Annotated in this window: 13 protein-coding genes; 5 read left to right on the forward strand and 8 right to left on the reverse strand. The window is 38.1% G+C overall.

Features of this window, described 5'->3' with window-relative positions:
* The first annotated feature begins 880 nt into the window (after window positions 1-880).
* Complete coding sequence (locus tag ACOVQ4_RS11205; RefSeq protein ID WP_421820730.1) at window positions 881-3,100, forward strand: gliding motility-associated C-terminal domain-containing protein; 2,220 nt, start codon at window positions 881-883, stop codon at window positions 3,098-3,100.
* A gap of 285 nt (window positions 3,101-3,385) precedes the next feature.
* On the opposite strand, the gene ACOVQ4_RS11210 is transcribed toward ACOVQ4_RS11205, so the two are convergent.
* The 7 genes from ACOVQ4_RS11210 to ACOVQ4_RS11240 all read right to left on the reverse strand — a co-directional run bounded on the left by ACOVQ4_RS11210 (window position 3,386) and on the right by ACOVQ4_RS11240 (window position 10,349).
* Window positions 3,386-4,309, reverse strand: coding sequence for a ribonuclease Z (locus tag ACOVQ4_RS11210; protein WP_421820731.1), 924 nt, complete (start codon window positions 4,307-4,309; stop codon window positions 3,386-3,388).
* A 158-nt stretch (window positions 4,310-4,467) separates the two neighbouring features.
* Entirely contained in the window at window positions 4,468-4,884 is a 417-nt protein-coding gene (locus ACOVQ4_RS11215; RefSeq protein ID WP_421820732.1) for an STAS domain-containing protein, read from the reverse strand.
* A gap of 227 nt (window positions 4,885-5,111) precedes the next feature.
* A complete protein-coding gene (locus ACOVQ4_RS11220) occupies window positions 5,112-6,053 on the reverse strand; it encodes a phosphoribosylaminoimidazolesuccinocarboxamide synthase (protein WP_421820733.1) in 942 nt (313 codons plus the stop codon).
* 52 nt (window positions 6,054-6,105) lie between these two features.
* On the reverse strand, window positions 6,106-7,281 hold the full coding sequence (locus ACOVQ4_RS11225) for an acetyl-CoA C-acyltransferase (RefSeq protein WP_421820734.1): 1,176 nt from the start codon (window positions 7,279-7,281) through the stop codon (window positions 6,106-6,108).
* Between the two features lie 286 nt (window positions 7,282-7,567).
* Window positions 7,568-8,209: a tetratricopeptide repeat protein gene (locus ACOVQ4_RS11230; protein WP_421820735.1), complete on the reverse strand. Its 642-nt coding sequence runs from the start codon at window positions 8,207-8,209 to the stop codon at window positions 7,568-7,570.
* Between the two features lie 112 nt (window positions 8,210-8,321).
* Window positions 8,322-9,107: a vWA domain-containing protein gene (locus ACOVQ4_RS11235; RefSeq protein ID WP_421820736.1), complete on the reverse strand. Its 786-nt coding sequence runs from the start codon at window positions 9,105-9,107 to the stop codon at window positions 8,322-8,324.
* Between the two features lie 240 nt (window positions 9,108-9,347).
* Window positions 9,348-10,349, reverse strand: a complete 1,002-nt coding sequence (locus ACOVQ4_RS11240; protein WP_421820737.1) for a LacI family DNA-binding transcriptional regulator — start codon at window positions 10,347-10,349, stop codon at window positions 9,348-9,350.
* Between the two features lie 177 nt (window positions 10,350-10,526).
* On the opposite strand from ACOVQ4_RS11240, the gene ACOVQ4_RS11245 reads away from it, so the two are divergent.
* From ACOVQ4_RS11245 to ACOVQ4_RS11255, 3 genes are all read left to right on the forward strand, one after another.
* Window positions 10,527-11,609 carry a mevalonate kinase family protein gene (locus ACOVQ4_RS11245; RefSeq protein ID WP_421820738.1) on the forward strand — a complete coding sequence of 361 codons (1,083 nt, stop codon included), beginning with the start codon at window positions 10,527-10,529 and terminating at the stop codon, window positions 11,607-11,609.
* 46 nt (window positions 11,610-11,655) lie between these two features.
* Complete coding sequence (locus ACOVQ4_RS11250) at window positions 11,656-12,519, forward strand: sugar phosphate nucleotidyltransferase (RefSeq protein WP_421820739.1); 864 nt, start codon at window positions 11,656-11,658, stop codon at window positions 12,517-12,519.
* A 330-nt stretch (window positions 12,520-12,849) separates the two neighbouring features.
* On the forward strand, window positions 12,850-14,208 hold the full coding sequence (locus ACOVQ4_RS11255; protein ID WP_421820740.1) for a Gfo/Idh/MocA family protein: 1,359 nt from the start codon (window positions 12,850-12,852) through the stop codon (window positions 14,206-14,208).
* A 200-nt stretch (window positions 14,209-14,408) separates the two neighbouring features.
* Here ACOVQ4_RS11255 and ACOVQ4_RS11260 read toward each other — a convergent pair whose 3' ends face one another.
* Window positions 14,409-17,009, reverse strand: a complete 2,601-nt coding sequence (locus ACOVQ4_RS11260) for a carbohydrate-binding domain-containing protein (protein ID WP_421820741.1) — start codon at window positions 17,007-17,009, stop codon at window positions 14,409-14,411.
* A 694-nt stretch (window positions 17,010-17,703) separates the two neighbouring features.
* On the opposite strand from ACOVQ4_RS11260, the gene ACOVQ4_RS11265 reads away from it, so the two are divergent.
* Window positions 17,704-18,930: a pyridoxal phosphate-dependent aminotransferase gene (locus ACOVQ4_RS11265; protein WP_421820742.1), complete on the forward strand. Its 1,227-nt coding sequence runs from the start codon at window positions 17,704-17,706 to the stop codon at window positions 18,928-18,930.
* The last annotated feature ends 78 nt before the right edge of the window (window positions 18,931-19,008 follow it).

The following is a 19,008-nucleotide window of genomic DNA, read 5'->3' on the forward strand; positions in this document are numbered from 1 at the left end:
ACCTGTTCTAGGTAGCCTTTATTTATTATAGTGGTATTATTATCCTTCTTCTTTTGAAAAGTTGTAAATATTTTAGAGGTTTTATTGACAAAATCAAAATTATTTCGTAAAATATTATCCGTCCTTTCTTTGTGATTATGGCTATATATACTGCACTCTATTTCGCTTTTACAAAGATATACAAAAAATTATTTGGATAAAATAGCTTTTTGCCGAATAATCATCTGTATTGAACAAAATCAAGTTTTTGCAAAAAATATTCTTAGTTAGATACAATTCAATACAACATAAGTATTTTTACAAAAAAGCGCTTTTTTACTACCAATAAAATCAAATTATTCACTTTTAACAACATTTTAACCTAAAATAAAAACCTAAAAAAAGGATTTTTGCAAAAAATAAATCAAAATTAAGCTTTTTTTAAACCTTATAGTTTTTTCAAAAAAAACCTTTATTTTTTTTCTAAAATTACCCTCAAAGCTTCCTTTTTTCTGCTATTTCTGCTCAAAAATCCACTACTATTTAAACTACAAAAACAGTAGACTTCTTTTTGATTTGAACGCAAAAATGCTGTCTTGAACAAGTTTTCTTGCCACCAAAATTTTTAACTAAATAAAAATATAAATGATTAGGAGTATTATCTAAATGAGTATTGATGATGAAGCATGAAGTGCTTTGCTAAAATATAGACTAGCAGACACTTAAAAGAAATTTTCGAAAAGGTTGGCAACCTTTCGGCTATACAAGCTGTCGTATAAGTGAATTGTTTTTGTATCTAACAAATTACTTGTAATTTACATAAAATCTTCAAAAATCACAATTGCTTACCTACGAGAATCATTTTACTTTATCTTACTAAACTCGAAACTACAACTACTCTATGAAGAAAGCTTTACTCTGTTTTTTTTTACTCTTAGGTTATTTACAAGGAAAAGCCACCCACATTGTAGGTGGAGATATCGACCTACAACGTATAAGCAACCAAGGTTATACCCACAAACTCTCTCTCAATTTGTATTTCGATGCAATTAATGGTCAGCCAGGTGCCTTGGATCAAACTGTCACCCTAGGTTTTTTTAGAAAAAAGGATAATACTATGGTTGGCTATGTGGTAGTACCTTTGACTTCCAATGTCCAAATTCCTTATACCAATCCGGATTGTGCAGAGTATGGAAACGTAAGAACAAAACTCATTAAGTATTCCACTTTGGTGACGCTACTGGCGGCCAATTTTAATGATCCAGAAGGATATTATATTGTGTGGGATCGATGCTGTAGAAATGATGTCATTTCAAACATTACTAATCCTGGCCGAACTTCTTCTTTATTTTATACAGAATTTCATGCTATTTCTGTCAACAACGTAGAGTTTATCAACTCAACTCCAAAATTCAAGGACTTGTCGGGCGATTATATTTGTATTAATAGGCCTTTCAGTTTTGACTTTAGTGCAACCGATGCCGATGGGGATAGTCTGGTGTATAGTATTGTAACGCCGCTAGCAGGCTTTAGTTCTGTGCAATCGCCGAACCCGCAATTTCCGACAGGTAGTACAAATTACCCAAGAGTAAATTGGGCGACAGGTTACTCAAACACCAATGCTATTCCTGGGAATCCTGCCTTAAGTGTAAATGCAAGAACTGGAAGACTTAGTGTTACCGCCAATCAATTGGGCTTATTTGTTTTTTCGGTTCGAGTAGAAGAATACAGAGCAGGCAAACGAATTGGTTATGCTCTACGAGATTTTCAGTTAAAAGTTGTTGACTGTCCTATCAATAATGCCCCAATAAGCTATGCCAAACTCAAAGGTAGTTTGAATAAGATTGGAAAAGATGAAATCATAACGATTCCAAACACTCAAAAAAATGCGTGTTTCGAACTGTATTTTACAGACCCTAATCCTTACACACAACTAAGACTTAAGGTCGTTGGCCAAAATTTTACAGATAAAGGTTTTGCGAATATTCCTGTGGCCTATAACATTTTGTCAAAATCCGATACGCTCAAAGCCGAAATTTGCTTGGATGAATGCTCGCAAAGTTTTGATGGGAAACCATTAGTCTTTCAAATATTTACTAGCGATAACGGATGTCCACAATCATTGAGTGATACCCTAACCCTAAAGGTTTATCGTCAGCCAAGAGATAATACAAAATCTTTAATTAGTACCGATGCCATTAGCCGTACGCTTACAGCACCAATAAACTCGAGTTTGTCCTATAATATTTTTGGTAAAGATGTAGACTTAGATTCGCTTAGCTTACGCGCCGTCGGACGAGGTTTTACGCTTGCCCAAGCTGGTATTTCTTTTAATGGGGCTTCTGGGGCAGGCAGTATTCAGTCTCCTTTTACTTGGAAACCTATTTGCGAGCAAATTCGAACAACAGATTATTTAGTAGATTTTATTTTAACCGAAAAATACTGCAATATTAGTAAAAGTGACACCTTGACGATAGCATTTAAACCTACTCCTATAAATTCGAACAAACCGAAAGTAAGTACAACCCTGAAAGAGCAAAATATTACCCTGATATTAGACGGAGAAAAAGCAATTCCTTTGACCTTTGATGTGAACGCAACTGACCCAGATAGTGACCCACTCAAATTGTATGGCATTGGTCAAGGGTTTAGTCTATCTAGTGTCGGGATAAATTGGAGTGATAAAAATGGCGTCGCTTCGGTTACTTCTCCTTTTCAATGGAATCTTAGTTGTGAGCTTTTGGGACAAGAAAAAGAAAAAACTTTCGTAATTAATTTTATTACCGAAGATAACTCATGCAGCCCAATGCGTTTTGATACAACTAAAGTAAGTGTTTTGGTAAAAAATAAAGAATTTGATTTCAATTTTACACCTCCTAATGTAATCACACCGAATGGTGATGGCAAAAACGATTCGTTTACTATTGCCAATATTCCCGAAAATTCATGTTTTGAGAAGTTTGAGTATATCCAGATTTTTAATCGCTGGGGACAACAAGTTTATCAATCCTTTAATTCAAAATTTGAATGGCTCGCTGACGATATCGTGAGTGGTGATTATTATTATTTACTCAAGTTTACGAGGCAGAGTTTTAAAGGCTGGATTAGTGTATTAAAATAAAATATCTATCAAATTTGCTTAGCAAGCAGACCTATCTTGGCTTTGAAGTAAGTGGGGAAAATTAGAATTAAGTTTTTTTGTTTTAGGCATAAGGCAACAGGCAATAAGAATAAGGCACTAGGCAACAGGCACTAGGCAGAGTGTATTAAATTGTCTTTTAGTAACGATAAATATGTTTTTGCCGAGTGCCCATGGCTGATAGCCCAAAGCTCAATTGTGTCTATCATTTTAAAAGCCAAACATCAAGACACAATGTCTATCGCGAAGAAGAGGGATAATTTTGAATTATAGCAAATCTCTAAAATCTATTGTCAAACCATCCTCACCAAGAATACTTTTAGGAAAAACCTCCTTGGCTTCGTTAATAAATGGCGTTAAGTCTTTGTATCGAGACGAAAAATGCCCTATCAGCAAATTACCTACTTGAGCCTCTTTGGCTATTAAACCAGCTTGAAAGGCCGTGGAATGGCAGGTTTCTTTGGCTCTTTCTTCCAATTCATGCAGAAAGGTCGTTTCATGATACAGTAATTTTACTCCTTTTATAATAGGGATAATATCTGGATGATACGCAGTATCAGTACAAAACGCATAACTATCGGACTCTGGTGCTTTTGTGGTATAAAAATCTGATGAATAGAGAATTTCACCATTTTCATCAAGTACATCATTTCCCTCTTTCAAACACTTGATTTGCTCTATAGAAATGTGTGGTGGCAATAGCCCCTTGATAATTCGACGAGGCTTTTCTTTTTCCTCAATCAAGAAACCACAACAAGAAACTCGATGAACTAATGGGATTGTAGTTACTTTCACAAACTCATTTTCCATTAATAGATAGGATTCTTCGGAACGAGTTTCTTGAAAATGAACTTTAAAATTCAACCGTGTATCTGAATATTTCATCTGCAAGGTCAAAATTTCGGATAATCCTTTGGGACCATAGATAAATAAATCATCGAGTCGATGATGCATATTTAGGGTCGAGAGTAAGCCTATTAAGCCAAAAAAATGGTCGCCATGCAAATGGGTGATAAAAATATATTTGATGCGTGTAGCTTTGAGCTTGTAGCGAATTAATTGTGTTTGGGTAGCCTCTCCACAATCAAACAAATACCCTTCCTGTTCCACCATCAAAAAATGTGACGTTGCATTACGTGTAACAACAGGGTTGGCCGAACCCGTACCTAGTATTGTAAGATGGAAACTCAAATTGTTATAATTTTATAATTAATGGTAAACAAAATAATTAAGCGAACAAGATAAAAAAAAACCTTATCAGACTAACGTCCAATAAGGTTTTTTTGTTCAGAAAACTAAAAAATTCCTCTATGAGGAGTACTTTAATCTCTTTATATTATACAATTTACTCAATAATCTTCTTCACTTTCGCTGTAACCACCGCCAAATTCATCTTCTTCTTCGGATTGGAAGTCATTTTCTAATTCGTTCAAGAATACCGCATCGATGGCTTCTTGGACGGTTGGCATAATCGTTAAATCTTCGATTTTGGCACGATCCAACTGATCAACAATTTCGTCATTTTTGGTTACAATGATAAACAAGCCGAGCTCGTTCAAACAGATTTTATTTGCTTTGCGAATTACCGAAACTCCATGGCCATCCAATAGGGTAACTTCATCAAATTTGATAATCATGTTACCATACCCAGCACGGAAGAGCTGGCGGATAATATTCTCGAAATCAGCGTAATTTTCTTGAGTTAACGCTGTTTCATTAAGTTCGATAAGAGCATATTGCTCATTTTTTTCAATCTTAAAATTCATTTTCTTACTACCTTAAATAATCGAAGTAGATTTGCTTGGTTTTGAATGTATTGTGCAATATTTCCAACCTCTTGTTTATCCTATAGATTTTTATGAGCTTGGGTAAATTTTATGATGCAATTTACTAATTTTTACAAAAAAACTTGTACACAAAATCACAAATAAGCTCCTGTAAAACAAGAGCTTATAGAAGTACAATTTATTACTAAAATGTTCAAATTTCTAGGCTATCTATTGGCCAAAAATGTCAGAACGTTTTGTTCAACTCTTTCCAAAATATTAGTAGAAATTGATTTTTCAAAAGCTTTTCCTGTAACCTTTTCAAAAAGCTCGATATAACGTTCTGAAATCTGATTAACCCATTCAGGCGTCATTGTAGGAACAACCTGTCCTTCTTTACCTTGAAAGTTATTGGCAATCAACCACTCACGAACAAACTCTTTTGACAGTTGCTTTTGAGCTTCGCCACTAGCTTGACGTTCGGCATAACCCTCAGCATAGAAATATCGGGAAGAGTCAGGCGTATGAATTTCATCGATTAAAACGATTTTGCCATCTATCTTACCAAATTCATATTTTGTATCTACCAAAATCAACCCTTGTTCAGCTGCCATCTGAGTTCCTTTTTCAAATAATGCCAAGGTATATTTTTCTAGCTGAACATAATCTTCCTCCGAAACAAGCCCCTTTTCGAGAATAGCCTCACGAGAAATATCTTCGTCGTGCCCTTCATGAGCCTTGGTGGTAGGAGTAATGATTGGTTGAGGCAATTTGTCATTTTCTTTCAATCCCTCTGGTAATGTGACTCCACAAAGCGTACGAAGCCCCGACTTGTAAGTTCTAGCAGCATGACCTGCCAAATAACCACGCACTACCATTTCGACTGGAAACGCTTCACATTTTAGACCAGCACTTACATTTGGGTCGGGTACGGCCAATAACCAATTCGGAACGATATCCTGCGTTGCTTTCAAGAAATGTTCAGCAATTTGGTTCAATACTTGGCCTTTGTAAGGGATTGCTTCAGGAAGCACCACATCAAAAGCCGAGATACGGTCGGAAGCTACCATTACCAGTAAATCTTCGAACGAGTAAACATCTCTTACCTTACCTTTGTAAAAGCCCGTTTGATTGGGAAAATTAAAATTGGTACTTTTTATTACGTTCATTGTATTTTGGGCAGTGTGTTGCATCCACGAATGAAACATCTACCGATTGAAGTTACATTTTTTCTATCACAATAGCCGAAGCACCTCCGCCTCCATTACAGATACCCGCCGCGCCTATTCTACCACCTTTGTGGGTGAGGGCACTAATCAGCGTAGTAACTATACGAGCACCAGATGCTCCGAGCGGATGACCTAGCGACACCGCTCCACCGAGTACATTAATTTTGTGTTGAGGAATTTCAAGCAATTTTCCAAAGGCCAAAGGCACCACCGCAAAAGCCTCGTTTATTTCAAACAAATCTACCTCCTCCTTGATAAGGCCTGCCATGCGAATTGCTTTGGGAACCGCTACAGTTGGGGTTGTTGTAAACCAAGCTGGTTCTTGTTCGGCATCTGCAAAACCAATTATTTTTGCGAGAGGCTGTAATTTAAGTTTTTCAGCCTTTTTTCTTGACATCAATACCAGCGCTGCCGCACCATCATTTAAAGTAGAGGCGTTGGCTGCAGTTACTGTTCCTTTTTTCTCAAATGCAGGTTTGAGATTAGGTATTTTGTCAAAATTCACATTTTTATATTCTTCATCCTCCGAAATCGTGATAGTGCCTTTGCGAGTTTGTACCTCTACTGGAATAATCTCATCAGCAAAATAGCCTTTCTCAGTGGCGTCGGCACTTCGGCGATAGGACTCCATGGCAAAACCATCTTGGTCTTCACGAGAAAGTCCGTATTTACGAGCAGTTTTATCGGCAAATATACCCATTGCACAATCATCATAGGCATCGGATAATCCATCTTTTTCAAGTCCATCGACAAGAGTGCTTGAGCCGTATTTGTAACCAAAGCGAGCACGAGGAACATAGTAGGGTGCGTTTGACATACTTTCCATCCCACCAGCAACAATTACATCTGCCATTCCGAGCATGATGCTTTGAGCTGCAAAGATAATGGCTTTTGCGCCAGATGCACACACTTTATTAATCGTTGTACAGCGAGTTTCGTGCGGAAGGCCTGCTTTTAGTGCTGCAATACGCGCTGGAGCTTGCCCCAAATTGGCCGAAATAACATTTCCCATGAGCACTTCTTCAACCAATTCGGGGTTTATGCCAGCTTTTTCTACGGCACCTCTTATGGCAATACTGCCCAAATCTGTAGCTGATAAACTCGACAAAGCTCCGCCAAAGCTTCCTATTGGTGTTCTAACGGCAGATACGATATACACTTCTTGCATAATAAAGTTAAAGTTAAAATATTGTAATGGTGGTTAAATATGCGATTGATCAAAAGTAAGAGTTAAGTTCTATGTTTATGGCATAAGGTCTTTTTCATTTTATAACAAACAGCTTTATATATTTAGCTTTCGGCAATGGGCTTTCGGCAATGGGCATTTGGCACAAACATATCTATAGTTACTAAAAAACACATTAAAACTCTTTGCCGAGTGCCTAATTCCTAACGCCTATTGCCTACTGCCCTAACTTAAGCACAAGTTGCCTGATTACATGGTAATATTCATTTTACCAAGATTGTTTCATATTAGACTTATTCTTTTTGAGCAGTCCATTCTTTTGTTGGATATACTGTACCTCTTTATTCTTCATAGCCTCAAGAAGCATTCGAGCCTTCTCAGGCGAGAGACCATAATTTTTAAGCGTTTTCAATAATTCATCTTGCGCATCGGTATTATCAACTTCAGCATTCTGAGAACTCGGCGGAGGAGGTGCCGATGTAGATTGCTGCTCATCTTTGGATTCATTGGAGGACCCTCGAAATTTGAGTTTTAGCAATTCAAAATTGAAACGGGCAATTTGATTTTGAGGATTAAGCTTTAAAGCTTCTTTAAGATACACCAAAGCTTGTGCGCTGTCTTTCAACGCACAACTAATTACGCCCAGTTGACAGTAGGTTGTTGAGGCCATTTTATAATCTTCTAGGTGTATGAGCCGCCTGTAGGTAGTTTGTGCACGCAAAGTATCGTTTGTCAACAAATAGCTATGCGCTTGGTTTAGCACAACCTCTGGCGGAGTAAAATACGAATTATCCGAAATGACCTGGTAATATTTCAAAGCATCAGTATATCGTTTTTCTCTAAATGCCTTTTCGGACTCTATTTTAGCCAAATTTCTGGCACTTACTTTCGTAAATGATGCGTTTTCCAATATCCAGAGAAATATGTAAAAAATAAAATAATTCAACTTATTATCTCCTAAATAATATTTTATGCAAAAATCGTATAATTGAGCGCTTTAAAAAACTTTTAGCTTAAATTTTCTACAGTTGAAATGTGCGAACGGTAAAAAAGACATCGATGCCTAGCAAAAATAGCGCTATCACTAAAAAATAAAAATATTTGTTGGCGGTTACCGTAACTGTGCGTTGGTCAATCAAATTAGCAGAAATATTCTCAATTTGTTTGATTAAATCCACAAAGCTTTCCGACACGCTATGTACTTCATAATATCCTCCTCGTGTTTCCGCTGCCATTTTACGCATAAGTTCTGGTTCCAATTTGGTAACAACAATATTTCCATCCTCATCTTTTTTAAGGGATTTTCCCTCTTTAAGTGTTGTACCTGCCGAGGTACCTATTCCTACGGTAAATAGGTTGATTCCATTTTTTCGTAGCTTATTAATGAGCCCATAATCCACATTTCCAAAATTTTCTCCGTCGCTCATCAATACAATTACCTTAGATTTATTTCCAGTTTTGATTTTGGTAAGTTTTTCGAGTGCAAGTTCCAAAGCTGGGCCAAAGTTTGTCCCACCAGCTGGGAGCAGTTCGGTACTGATTCGAGGTATAAACAAAGCGATAGCATTGTGATCAAAGGTAAGAGGCGAAAGCATAAAGGCATCTTCTGAAAACACAATAACTCCTATCCTATCGTTGGTAAAATGATTCACTATTCTACTAATTTCAAATTTCGTTTTCTCAATTCTACTGGGCTGTACATCTGTTGCATCCATAGATTTGGAGATGTCAACCAATAAAAATAGGTCTCTACCCTCTGCCCTGATAGTACTATTTATTTCACCAAAAGTAGGATCCATGAGTGCCATGATTAGCAATGCAAAGTAACAGCTTCTCATCACAAACTTTAGGATGCTCGACCGCGCCTTTGTTTTGAGCTTTTTGGCAATCAAAAAAACTCTTAAAAGGTAAAAAACATATATTAAAATAAACAGGACAATGAACATTCTCTCGGTTTGTCCCAAATCAGCATTCCAGTTCATAACCTAAAATTGTACAGAACTTGCTAAAAAAGCAAATTTTAGCAAGGCTAGCTTCAAATCTTTATACTAAACTCTCACGATTAATTTGGAACGAATGATTACCTCCTCACGCAGGTAATCATCAGGCTTTTTCATGGCTTCTACTAATAGATTGGCAGCTTTTGCCCCCATTTCGTATGGAAATTGTTCGATACTAGCAAAAGGAGGTTTTTCAAGATATTTACAAAAACTTAAATTGGAAAAACTCACAAAAAAAATGTCTTTATTGATTTGAAAACCACGCTCTTTGGCAATCTGCATGGCATCTAAAGACATATAATCATGAAACGCAAAAATAGCCTGCGGGGGCTCTTCCAAATCCAACAACTCATTCGTCTTTTTGATGGTATCGCTCAAACTCAAATCGGTAGTCTTGATATAAATTGGATTTAAAGGCACTTGATGCTGTTTTAGGGCATTTACATACCCCATTAGCCTTTCGTTGGACGATTGCATCGTGTTGGGACCATTAAGCAAAGCGATTTTGGTCAAACCTTTGTTCAACAACAATTCTACAGCCTCAAAAGACGCTTGTGTGATATCCGTGTAAACGCAGCTATTCGGTAAACTTTTGACCACACGATCAAAAAACACCAGCGGAATGCCTTTTTGATTTATTTCTAAAAAATGGCGATGATTATAAGTTCCCGACCCCATCGATACGATTATACCATCCACTCCGTGCCGCATCAGGCCATGGATAGCCTGTTCTTCTCTTTCAAAATTATCTCTGGATTGTTGCAACACTACCCTGTATCCTTTCTCAAACAATATATCCTCAATTCCAGTAATTGCTAACGAAAAGAATTGCTCGGTAAGCCATGGAACTACCACCCCCACATTTTTGGTGGATTGTTTTTTGAGATTGATGGCCGTAGTATTCGGACTATACTTTAGCTCTTTTGCCAAAGCCATTACATCTTCCCTCATCTTCAACCCAATTCTTGGATGGTTTTGCAGTGCCCTCGAAACCGTCGAAACGGAGGTTCCTAGGAGCTTTGCCAAATCTTTCATCGTTACCTGACTCATAATTGAATATTTTTAGATAGCAAGTTAGTTTTTTTGCACATATTGCACAATCGGTTGTACACTTTTGCACAACCGATTGCACAATAAAAATTTAACCATATTGCCTGTATTTGAAGTATTTACATTTTTTCATAACACTATCTTTGTAACGAAGATTTGAATACCCCATTACATACTATGAAGAATTTGCACATATCAACCCCTGGCAGAATTTGCTTATTTGGCGAACATCAGGATTATCTGGGACTTCCTGTAATAGCAGCTGCCATATCAAGACGTATTCATATAGAAGGAAGTGTTACTAACGAACCTTCCATCCATATCGAACTCCCAGATATTCATTCTTCAGAAACCTTTCAATTGTCTGAGGCTGAGCTATATCAGAAAGACAGAGATTATTTTAAGAGTGTATTGAATGTTTTAAAAAGAGAAAAAGGAATTGAATTAAAGCAAGGAGTCAAAGCAAAAGTGCATGGTAATATCCCTATCAATTCGGGAACTTCTAGCTCATCGGCTTTGGTGGTAGCTTGGACTCATTTGCTTTTAAGAATAACCAATCAGATAATCGACCCTGTAGAGATAGGAAGATTAGCATATTTGGCGGAGGTCGAGGAATTTGGCGAACCAGGTGGGTGTATGGACGAATACGCAACCTCAATTGGTAATATTATGTATTTGGAAACTAGTCCAACGACGGTGGCCGAAGCCTATCAAGCACCACTCGGAAAATTTGTTCTCGGGGATTCGCTTGAGCCAAAAGATACTATCGGTATTCTAAAACATGTCAAATTTGGAATGTTGGAAGCAATCGAGAAAATCAAGAAAGTCTTCCCTGAATTTCAATTAAATCAAGCACCAATCGAAAGTGCCGAGCAATATAAGTCGCTACTAAGTAAGGACGAGTACGCTTTGTTTTATAGCAATCTTTCGGACAGAGATATTTTGCGTTCGGCAAAGAAAATGTTTGAAGGAAAAGAAGAATTTAACGATGCAAAATTGGGACAATTGCTAAGCGCTCATCAAGATAATTTAAGAGACGCTAAAAGAGTTTCTACACCTAAAATCAACAGAATGATTAATGCAGCAATAAGTGCAGGAGCTTTGGGAGGTAAAATCAACGGCTCTGGAGGCGGGGGCTGTATGTTTGCCTACGCACCAACCAATACAGAAGACGTAGTAGAGGCCATCGAAAAAGAAGGTGGCAAAGCCTATATAATAGAGGTAGCAGAAGGAACAAGAGAGGAACAACCACATCTCTAGGAATCAAACCTTTATTCAAAAATCTTATTATCACATCCAATACCCTATGAAAACTAGTAGAATTGTAATCCTTGCTGGTGGCGCGGCAACTCGTATGAAAAAAGCCGCGCCTTACCTCAAGGATTTAGACCCAGCCTTGGCTAATCAGGCAAATACCTTAACCAAAGGTATGATTGGTCTTGGAGATTCGGGTAAATCTTTGATTGATTACCAACTCGAAAATGCATCGAATGCAGGCTTTAGTGAGGTATTAATGCTACTTCACCCCGACGATGATTTTACCCAACAATACTATCAAAAACTTGAAAATGAAGGCAATAGCTGGAACCTACACTTTGTGTTTGCTCGTCAGCAAATTTATGCAGATAGGCTTAAGCCCGCAGGAACAGCAGATGCCGTTTTACAAGCACTTGAACAACATCCTGATTGGCAACAAGGAAAAATTGTAGTTTGCAACAGTGACAATTTATATTCCAAAGAAGCTTTTGAGGCACTTTGGAACAGCCCCAATCCCAATGCCTTGATTAGTTATGACCGAGAAGCTTTGGATTTTCCATTGGAAAGAATCAAAGCATTTGCCATCATCGAATCTGACCAGCATAGCCACTTACAAAATATTATAGAAAAACCTTCAGACGAACAAGCGCAGGCCATTCTAGAAAAATATGGACGCATAGGGGTAAGCATGAATGCCTTCGTATTTGAAGCCTCAGATTTGCTCCCTGCTTTACAAAAAACACCTTTTCATCCAGAGAGGAATGAAAAAGAATTACCAACAACTCTTTTGATTATGGTTAGGGACTTGAAAAAGCCCATTTCTTGTATTCCAATGGCAGAAAATGTACCTGATTTAACCTCTAAACAAGATATATTAGTAGTTCAAGAATACTTAAGAAATTTAAAAGTTTAGTATTTTAATGGAGGTTAAGGTTAGGCGATAGGCTTTAGGCTATAGGCTTTAAGCATTAAGCTACAAGCTAAAGTAAAAAAGAAGTTTTTATGAAATGATAAAGTCCATTTGCCTAATGCCTACAGCTTACAGCCTAAAGCTCTCAATGGCTAATGAAAGAAATGATAAAGACTTTTTACCTAATGCCTACAGCTTAAAGCCTACAGCTCTCAAATGATAAAGACTTTTTGCCTAATGCCTACAGCTTAATGCCTAAAGCACTCATTTTGCCCACTTACTTACCACCACGAAACCATTTAAAATTTACCATTTAAAACCAAAAGATTAGCAATGAAAAATCATACACTTCAACGACGCGATTTTATACAAAAAGGCGGCTTAGCTCTTGCCGCTGGGCTTGTATTACCCAAGGATGTTTTTGCCAAAAAAGATGACCGAAAAGTACGCCTTGGTTTTATTGGCACAGGTTTACGCGGTCGAAACCATCTTGCCAATGCAATGGCATTTCCTGAGGTAGAAGTAACATGTATTTGTGACATAGACCCAGATGCTTTGGCTAAAGCTCAAAAAATCTTGAAGGATAAAGGTCGTAAAGAAGCCGTAAGTTATGGTAAAAATGAACGTGATTTTGAAAATATGGTAAAGCGTGACGACATCGATGGCGTCATTATTGCAACTCCTTGGGAATGGCACGTTCCGATGGCATTGGCTACTATGAATGCGGGTAAATACGCAGGTTTGGAAGTATCGGCCACCGTAAAATTGCAAGAATCGTGGGATTTGGTAAATACTTTTGAGAAAACAGGTTCGCATTGTATGTTGCTCGAAAACGTATGTTATCGTCGTGATGTGATGGCTGTACTCAATATGGTTCGTGAAAATTTATTTGGTGAAATCACACACCTCGAATGTGGTTATGAACACGATTTGCGCCATGTCAAATTCAATGATGGTAAACAAGCCTATGGTGGTGGCGTAGAATTTGGGGAAAAAGGCTTTAGCGAAGCCAAATGGCGAACACAGCACTCGGTAGACCGCAATGGCGATTTATATCCAACACACGGCTTAGGGCCTGTTGCCGAAATGATTAATATTAACCGAGGAAATCAATTTTTGTATTTGACTTCGATGGCTTCGAAGGGCGTAGCGTTGCATAAATACATTGTTGACAAAGGCGGCGCCAATCATCCAAACGCAAAAGTCAAATTTAAACTTGGCGATGTAGTTCAAACAATGATTAAGTGTGCCAATGGCGAAACAATCCTTATTACGCATGATACAAACTCTCCTCGCCCGTATTCGCTTGGATTTAGGGTACAAGGCGATAGCGGATTATGGATGGATGATGGTAACCAAATCTACGTAGAAAACGTTTCTGCAAAAGCCGACGTTTGGGAATCGGATGAGGCATATATGAAGAAATATGATCATGGCATTTGGAAAAGATTTGAATCTGAGGCAGTAGGTGCTGGTCACGGAGGAATGGACTATTTTGTCTTAAGAGATTTCATTAATTCTGTCAAAAATAAAACAACCCCTCCTATCGACGTGTACGATGCCGCCGCTTGGTCTGCGATTAGTCCATTGTCGGAAATGTCAATTGCTAAAGGCTCAGCACCTGTTCAGATTCCAGACTTTACCCGTGGAAAATGGAAGACGAATAAGCCGATTTTTGGGTTTGAAGTATAGATGTATTGAGTGAGTGGTGATCGAGTGGATGAGTGTTTTATTCAGTTTTTAAACTGTTAAAAATAAAAAGGTGGTCGAAAAATTAATTTCGACCACCTTTTTCATTATAAAATTCATAGACGCAAGGCACATATCTCTTGTAACCTTTTGATTATGAACATTATCGAATAACGAATATACTCATAACCAACAACATCTAACTAGAAAGTTATCGTATTCACCGTGCTAGAGGTTGAAGTGGTAGTAGTTGACTTCAAGGTCGCACCAGAAGTAGAATAAGTTCCTCCTGTATATAAACCCCAGCCCGATGAACCTCCAACATAGCTACCTCCTGTATATGCTCCACCAAAATAGATTTTATATTGAGCTCCTTTCGTCATGCTTGGCGTAGATACATGAAAATAGGCTGAGCTACCTTTAGGTTTAAATGTGACAATATCTTTTCCTGTTGCATCTTCAATATGAAATAAGGAAGAAGTTGCCACCGTTGCACTAGATTTTATAAACATACCCACTTGTGTAGATGAAGTACTCATGGCTTTGGTCATATTACTAGCAGGCTCTGCTCCCATCAACGTTCCCCCATTTACCAAGAAATTTCCGTTTATATCTATATCTTCATTTCCGTAGGTAATCACATATCCTCCACTTATTGTAAAATTACCATTACTATCTATTGCATCCGAACCTGTTACGATTAACACACCTCCCGTAACTTTCAAATGACTATTATCGTTTGATTCTGTACCACCCGAAACTGTTCCGTAGGATGTATTGATACCGTCATTGCTGGCAGTCAGATTACATACGCCTCCTGCAATGGTTATAAAAATTGATTCCATTCCTTCATACGATTTTGTCACATTCACTGTACCATCGTTTATGGTAATAGAAGTATTTGACTTTAAACCATCGTCTGAGGCAGAAATATTAAGCGTACCACTATTCATTACAAAGGCACCATCACACTTAAATCCTTTTGCCTCACTAGTATTGGCCGAGGTATAAGTATAGGTTGTTCCTGAAGCAGTAATAGAAGTAGTACCTCCATTGACAGTAGCAGTACCATCAACGGTAATACCTTTACCACCTTGACCAGAACTAACAACAGTTAAATCACCACCCTTAATTGCTAGATTTTTATCACAATTAATACCTGCTGGTGCGGCAATATCAGCATCTGTCGAATTATAATAAGCCGCTCCTGTCGTAGTAATCTTAACAGTGCCAGAAGTTAGCGTAAAGTCGCCTCCTGTTTTAATACCTTTAGCGCCTTTTCCTGAAACTGTCAGCGAAACTGCGTCTGAAGTACCAATCGTAGTATAACTTTCACTCTTAATGGCATTCCCTTTTTCTCCTGAAGTATTTACTGTAATTTTTCCACCTTTTATCAAGACGTATGGCGTAATCGAAGCATCAGTACCATCGTATGAAGCAGTAATTCCATCATCGACACTCGACACATTGATGGTTCCTCCGCTGATAAGTATATATCCTTCTTCAGCCTCAATACCATCTCCTGATGAGGTTACAGAAACAACACCGTTATCCATCTGGAAATAATCATTTGCATGAATACCATCGGTAGCCGCCGATTTTACAATAATTGTGGTCTCAGTTACCGTAATGAAGTCGTCAGAAGCAATACCATGTTTACTGTTACCTGTTACATTGAGAGTACCTGTACCCATAAAGCTCAATTGTCCTTCGCTGAATAAAGTACCCTTTTGGTCTTCAGAACTAGTAGTGTAAGTTGTGCCGTCTACCAAGGTATTTGTAGTTCCTGCCACAACATTAATTGTTCCTTTTTTCCCCGACTGAATATTTATCGCTGGCCCGGTGGTATTGGTTAGGCTTAGTCCTTTTAGGGTAATATTATATTTGTAATCACTATATAATTTTAGACTTCCCTTGCTGGCAGTTCCTGACAATAAATAAACAATTTCTTTGGTCGTATTGGTAGACTTGACTGTTACATCTGCACCGCTTGTAGTTACTGTAACACCAGCGCTTTGGTAAGGGTTACTCACCGAGGCTGTTGTTCCTGAAAAGGCAATTACCACAGTATCTACCGCAGGAGTGGCACTTCCTGTACTACCTGCCGCAATTGTAATAGTAATAGTACAGGTTTGTCCGCCGAAGCTTATATTAAATGTTGCTGTGCCTGCCGAAGTGGGCGTTCCTGCTATTTTATAAGTTAAGGTACCCGAACCCGAAGCCAATGTTCCTGCATCAATAGTAGCAGTCAAACCCTCTACTCCCGTTGAAGATGCCGTCGAAACCTCATAGGTTCCACCATTACCTCCTGTATAGGCTAGCGTTGCCACACCACTGTAGGCTGTTCCGCTAGTTCCCGCAGTGGGTACTACACTACTCAAAGTCAAGGTAGAAACACTTGCCTTTGAAGCTACTACAGGCAAAGAAAGGGTACATGATTGTCCGCCTAAATCAATCGCAAAAGTGGCAGTACCCGCCGAAGCTGGCGTTCCAGTAATGACAAAAGTAGCATTTCCAGCTCCGCTCGTTAATTGTCCTGCCGACAGCGTTGCGGTTAATCCAGTCACACCAGTAGAGGCTATAGGACTGCCAGCTTCATAGGCAGCCCCATTACCACCTGTATACGGAACTGTGGCCGTGGCGGTATACGAAGTTCCACTTGTAGCTGTGGCTGAAAAGGTAGCTTCGGTACAATTTAATCCAGTAATACTGGCAGAGGCTGTAATATCGTCGGTCTTACACGACTGAATACTTAAGGTAAATGTTAGCACCAGGCTAAGTACAATAAAAAGCTTTTTAGTCATGGTATGTGTTGTTAGGAAATATATTGGTGCAAAATATTCTTTCATCCTGCTAAAATACTTGACCGTCATTTTGTCCAAAACGTTACGATTTATGCCAAACTTTGAAGAGGTATTAGTTTCACTATATAGAATCTTTATAAATAAAAACAACAATCAACCCCTATTTATCAAAGTAAAAAAATACGATTATTAAAATATAATATCCTGAAAAACAAATATTTATATTTTAACAAAAAACAAAAAGTATTAAATCAACATTAGCCGATTCATCGAAGTATAGCTTTTCTAATTTGTATACAAATAAGCATAAAACGTATACTAATTTTTACCGTTCAAGTGCAAACACGAGGCCAGTATGATAAAGTCGAAAGGCTTGTTTTCTTAAAACCTTCCTCTTCTTTTCAAAAAATATCTCTACTGCTTAAGTAGGATTCGTATTTTTTTCGGAACTTTGCCGTCATTATTTATTTGAAACAAAACTATTTAGCCCCAAGCTTGAGTTGAATCAAGAGCAGCCATCTAGTTTAAGGTATTGTAGTGTCGCAAGAGGAGTTTGAGTAAAACCAAGTCTAGTACAAAAGATGTAGTGTTAACCAACCCAAATCAACCAATCCGCAGATTCTCTTTCCCCGACTTAGGAGCTATTCTTGTCTATTTCCCTCACTAAGACTAAATATTTCTTACAAAAACAATTATGGAAATCTTAAAAAGTAGTCGCCTTGACGCGCTCCGCTACGACATTCGTGGTCCCGTTTATGAGAAGGCTCTCCAATTACAACGTGAGGGCTATAAAATCACTTCTCTAAACATCGGCAACCCAGCGGCATTTGGCTTTGAGACACCAGACGAGATTATTCATGACATTATCATGAATATTCGTAATGCTCAAGGTTATGCCGATTCTAGAGGGTTGTTTGCCGCCCGCAAGGCCGTTATGCAGTATTACCAGAGTCGTGGCGTAAGAAAAGTCGAAATCGAAGATGTTTTCATCGGAAATGGGGTGAGTGAGCTGATTACTTTGGTAATGACTGCTTTGTTGAATAATGGAGATGAAATTTTGATTCCTTCACCCGATTATCCCCTATGGACTACCTCGGTAGGCCTTGCAGGAGGAACGCCCGTGCATTATGTATGCGATGAGGCTTCGGATTGGAATCCAGATTTAAAAGATATCGAATCTAAAATCACTAAGAAAACTAGAGGTATCGTTTTAATTAATCCCAATAATCCAACAGGAGCAGTTTACGAAAAAGAAATTGTAGAAGGAATTGTTCGTATTGCTGAAAAACATAAATTGATTGTTTTTGCAGACGAAATTTATGATAAAATTCTATACGACGGAGCGGTGCACCACACCACCGCTGGTATGTCGGAGGAAACACTTATTGTAACAATGGGTGGTATGTCCAAAAACTACCGTGCTGCAGGTTTCCGCGGAGGGTGGATGGTATTGACTGGAGCAAAACACAAGGCAAAATCGTATATCGAGGGCTTAACTTTTATGGCAAGTATGCGTTTGTGTGCTAATGTAATTACGCAATACGGTATCCAAACAGCGCTAGGGGGCTATCAGTCAATCAACGACTTAGTGATTCCAACAGGCCGTTTATACAAACAAATGAATTTGACGCACGAAAAACTGGTGGCTATTCCAGGGGTATCTTGTGTAAAACCTAAAGGTGCAATGTACCTTTTTCCAAAATTTGATTTAAAACAATTCGACTTCAAAAATGACGGTGATTTTGTCTTAAGTTTGTTGGAAGAACAACGTATTTTGGTTGTGGCAGGAACAGGCTTTAACTTCAAAGAACCAGACCATTTCCGAATCGTATTTTTACCACATTTGGAACAACTAGAATTAGCACTCGGCAAAATCGGAACGCATTTCGAAAACCATAGAAAAGGTAAACCTAAAAGTTAATTTTTCTAATTTGAAGATTTGAGAATGAAAATTTTTCTTGCAAAAGCATCTGAGTAACCTCAGATGCTTTTTTTGTAT

The sequence above is a fragment of the Flectobacillus sp. genome (assembly GCF_049240685.1).
Taxonomy (GTDB): domain Bacteria; phylum Bacteroidota; class Bacteroidia; order Cytophagales; family Spirosomataceae; genus Flectobacillus.

What these genes read in the sequence shown, in the direction of transcription:
- ACOVQ4_RS11205 (WP_421820730.1), top strand. Translation starts at nt 881, where the DNA reads ATGAAGAAAGCTTTACTCTGTTTTTTTTTACTCTTAGGTTATTTACAA.
- ACOVQ4_RS11215 (WP_421820732.1), bottom strand. Translation starts at nt 4,884, where the DNA reads ATGAATTTTAAGATTGAAAAAAATGAGCAATATGCTCTTATCGAACTT.
- ACOVQ4_RS11220 (WP_421820733.1), bottom strand. Translation starts at nt 6,053, where the DNA reads ATGAACGTAATAAAAAGTACCAATTTTAATTTTCCCAATCAAACGGGC.
- ACOVQ4_RS11225 (WP_421820734.1), bottom strand. Translation starts at nt 7,281, where the DNA reads ATGCAAGAAGTGTATATCGTATCTGCCGTTAGAACACCAATAGGAAGC.
- ACOVQ4_RS11235 (WP_421820736.1), bottom strand. Translation starts at nt 9,107, where the DNA reads ATGGCACTCATGGATCCTACTTTTGGTGAAATAAATAGTACTATCAGG.
- ACOVQ4_RS11240 (WP_421820737.1), bottom strand. Translation starts at nt 10,349, where the DNA reads ATGAGTCAGGTAACGATGAAAGATTTGGCAAAGCTCCTAGGAACCTCC.
- ACOVQ4_RS11245 (WP_421820738.1), top strand. Translation starts at nt 10,527, where the DNA reads ATGAAGAATTTGCACATATCAACCCCTGGCAGAATTTGCTTATTTGGC.
- ACOVQ4_RS11250 (WP_421820739.1), top strand. Translation starts at nt 11,656, where the DNA reads ATGAAAACTAGTAGAATTGTAATCCTTGCTGGTGGCGCGGCAACTCGT.
- ACOVQ4_RS11255 (WP_421820740.1), top strand. Translation starts at nt 12,850, where the DNA reads ATGAAAAATCATACACTTCAACGACGCGATTTTATACAAAAAGGCGGC.
- ACOVQ4_RS11260 (WP_421820741.1), bottom strand. Translation starts at nt 17,009, where the DNA reads ATGACTAAAAAGCTTTTTATTGTACTTAGCCTGGTGCTAACATTTACC.
- ACOVQ4_RS11265 (WP_421820742.1), top strand. Translation starts at nt 17,704, where the DNA reads ATGGAAATCTTAAAAAGTAGTCGCCTTGACGCGCTCCGCTACGACATT.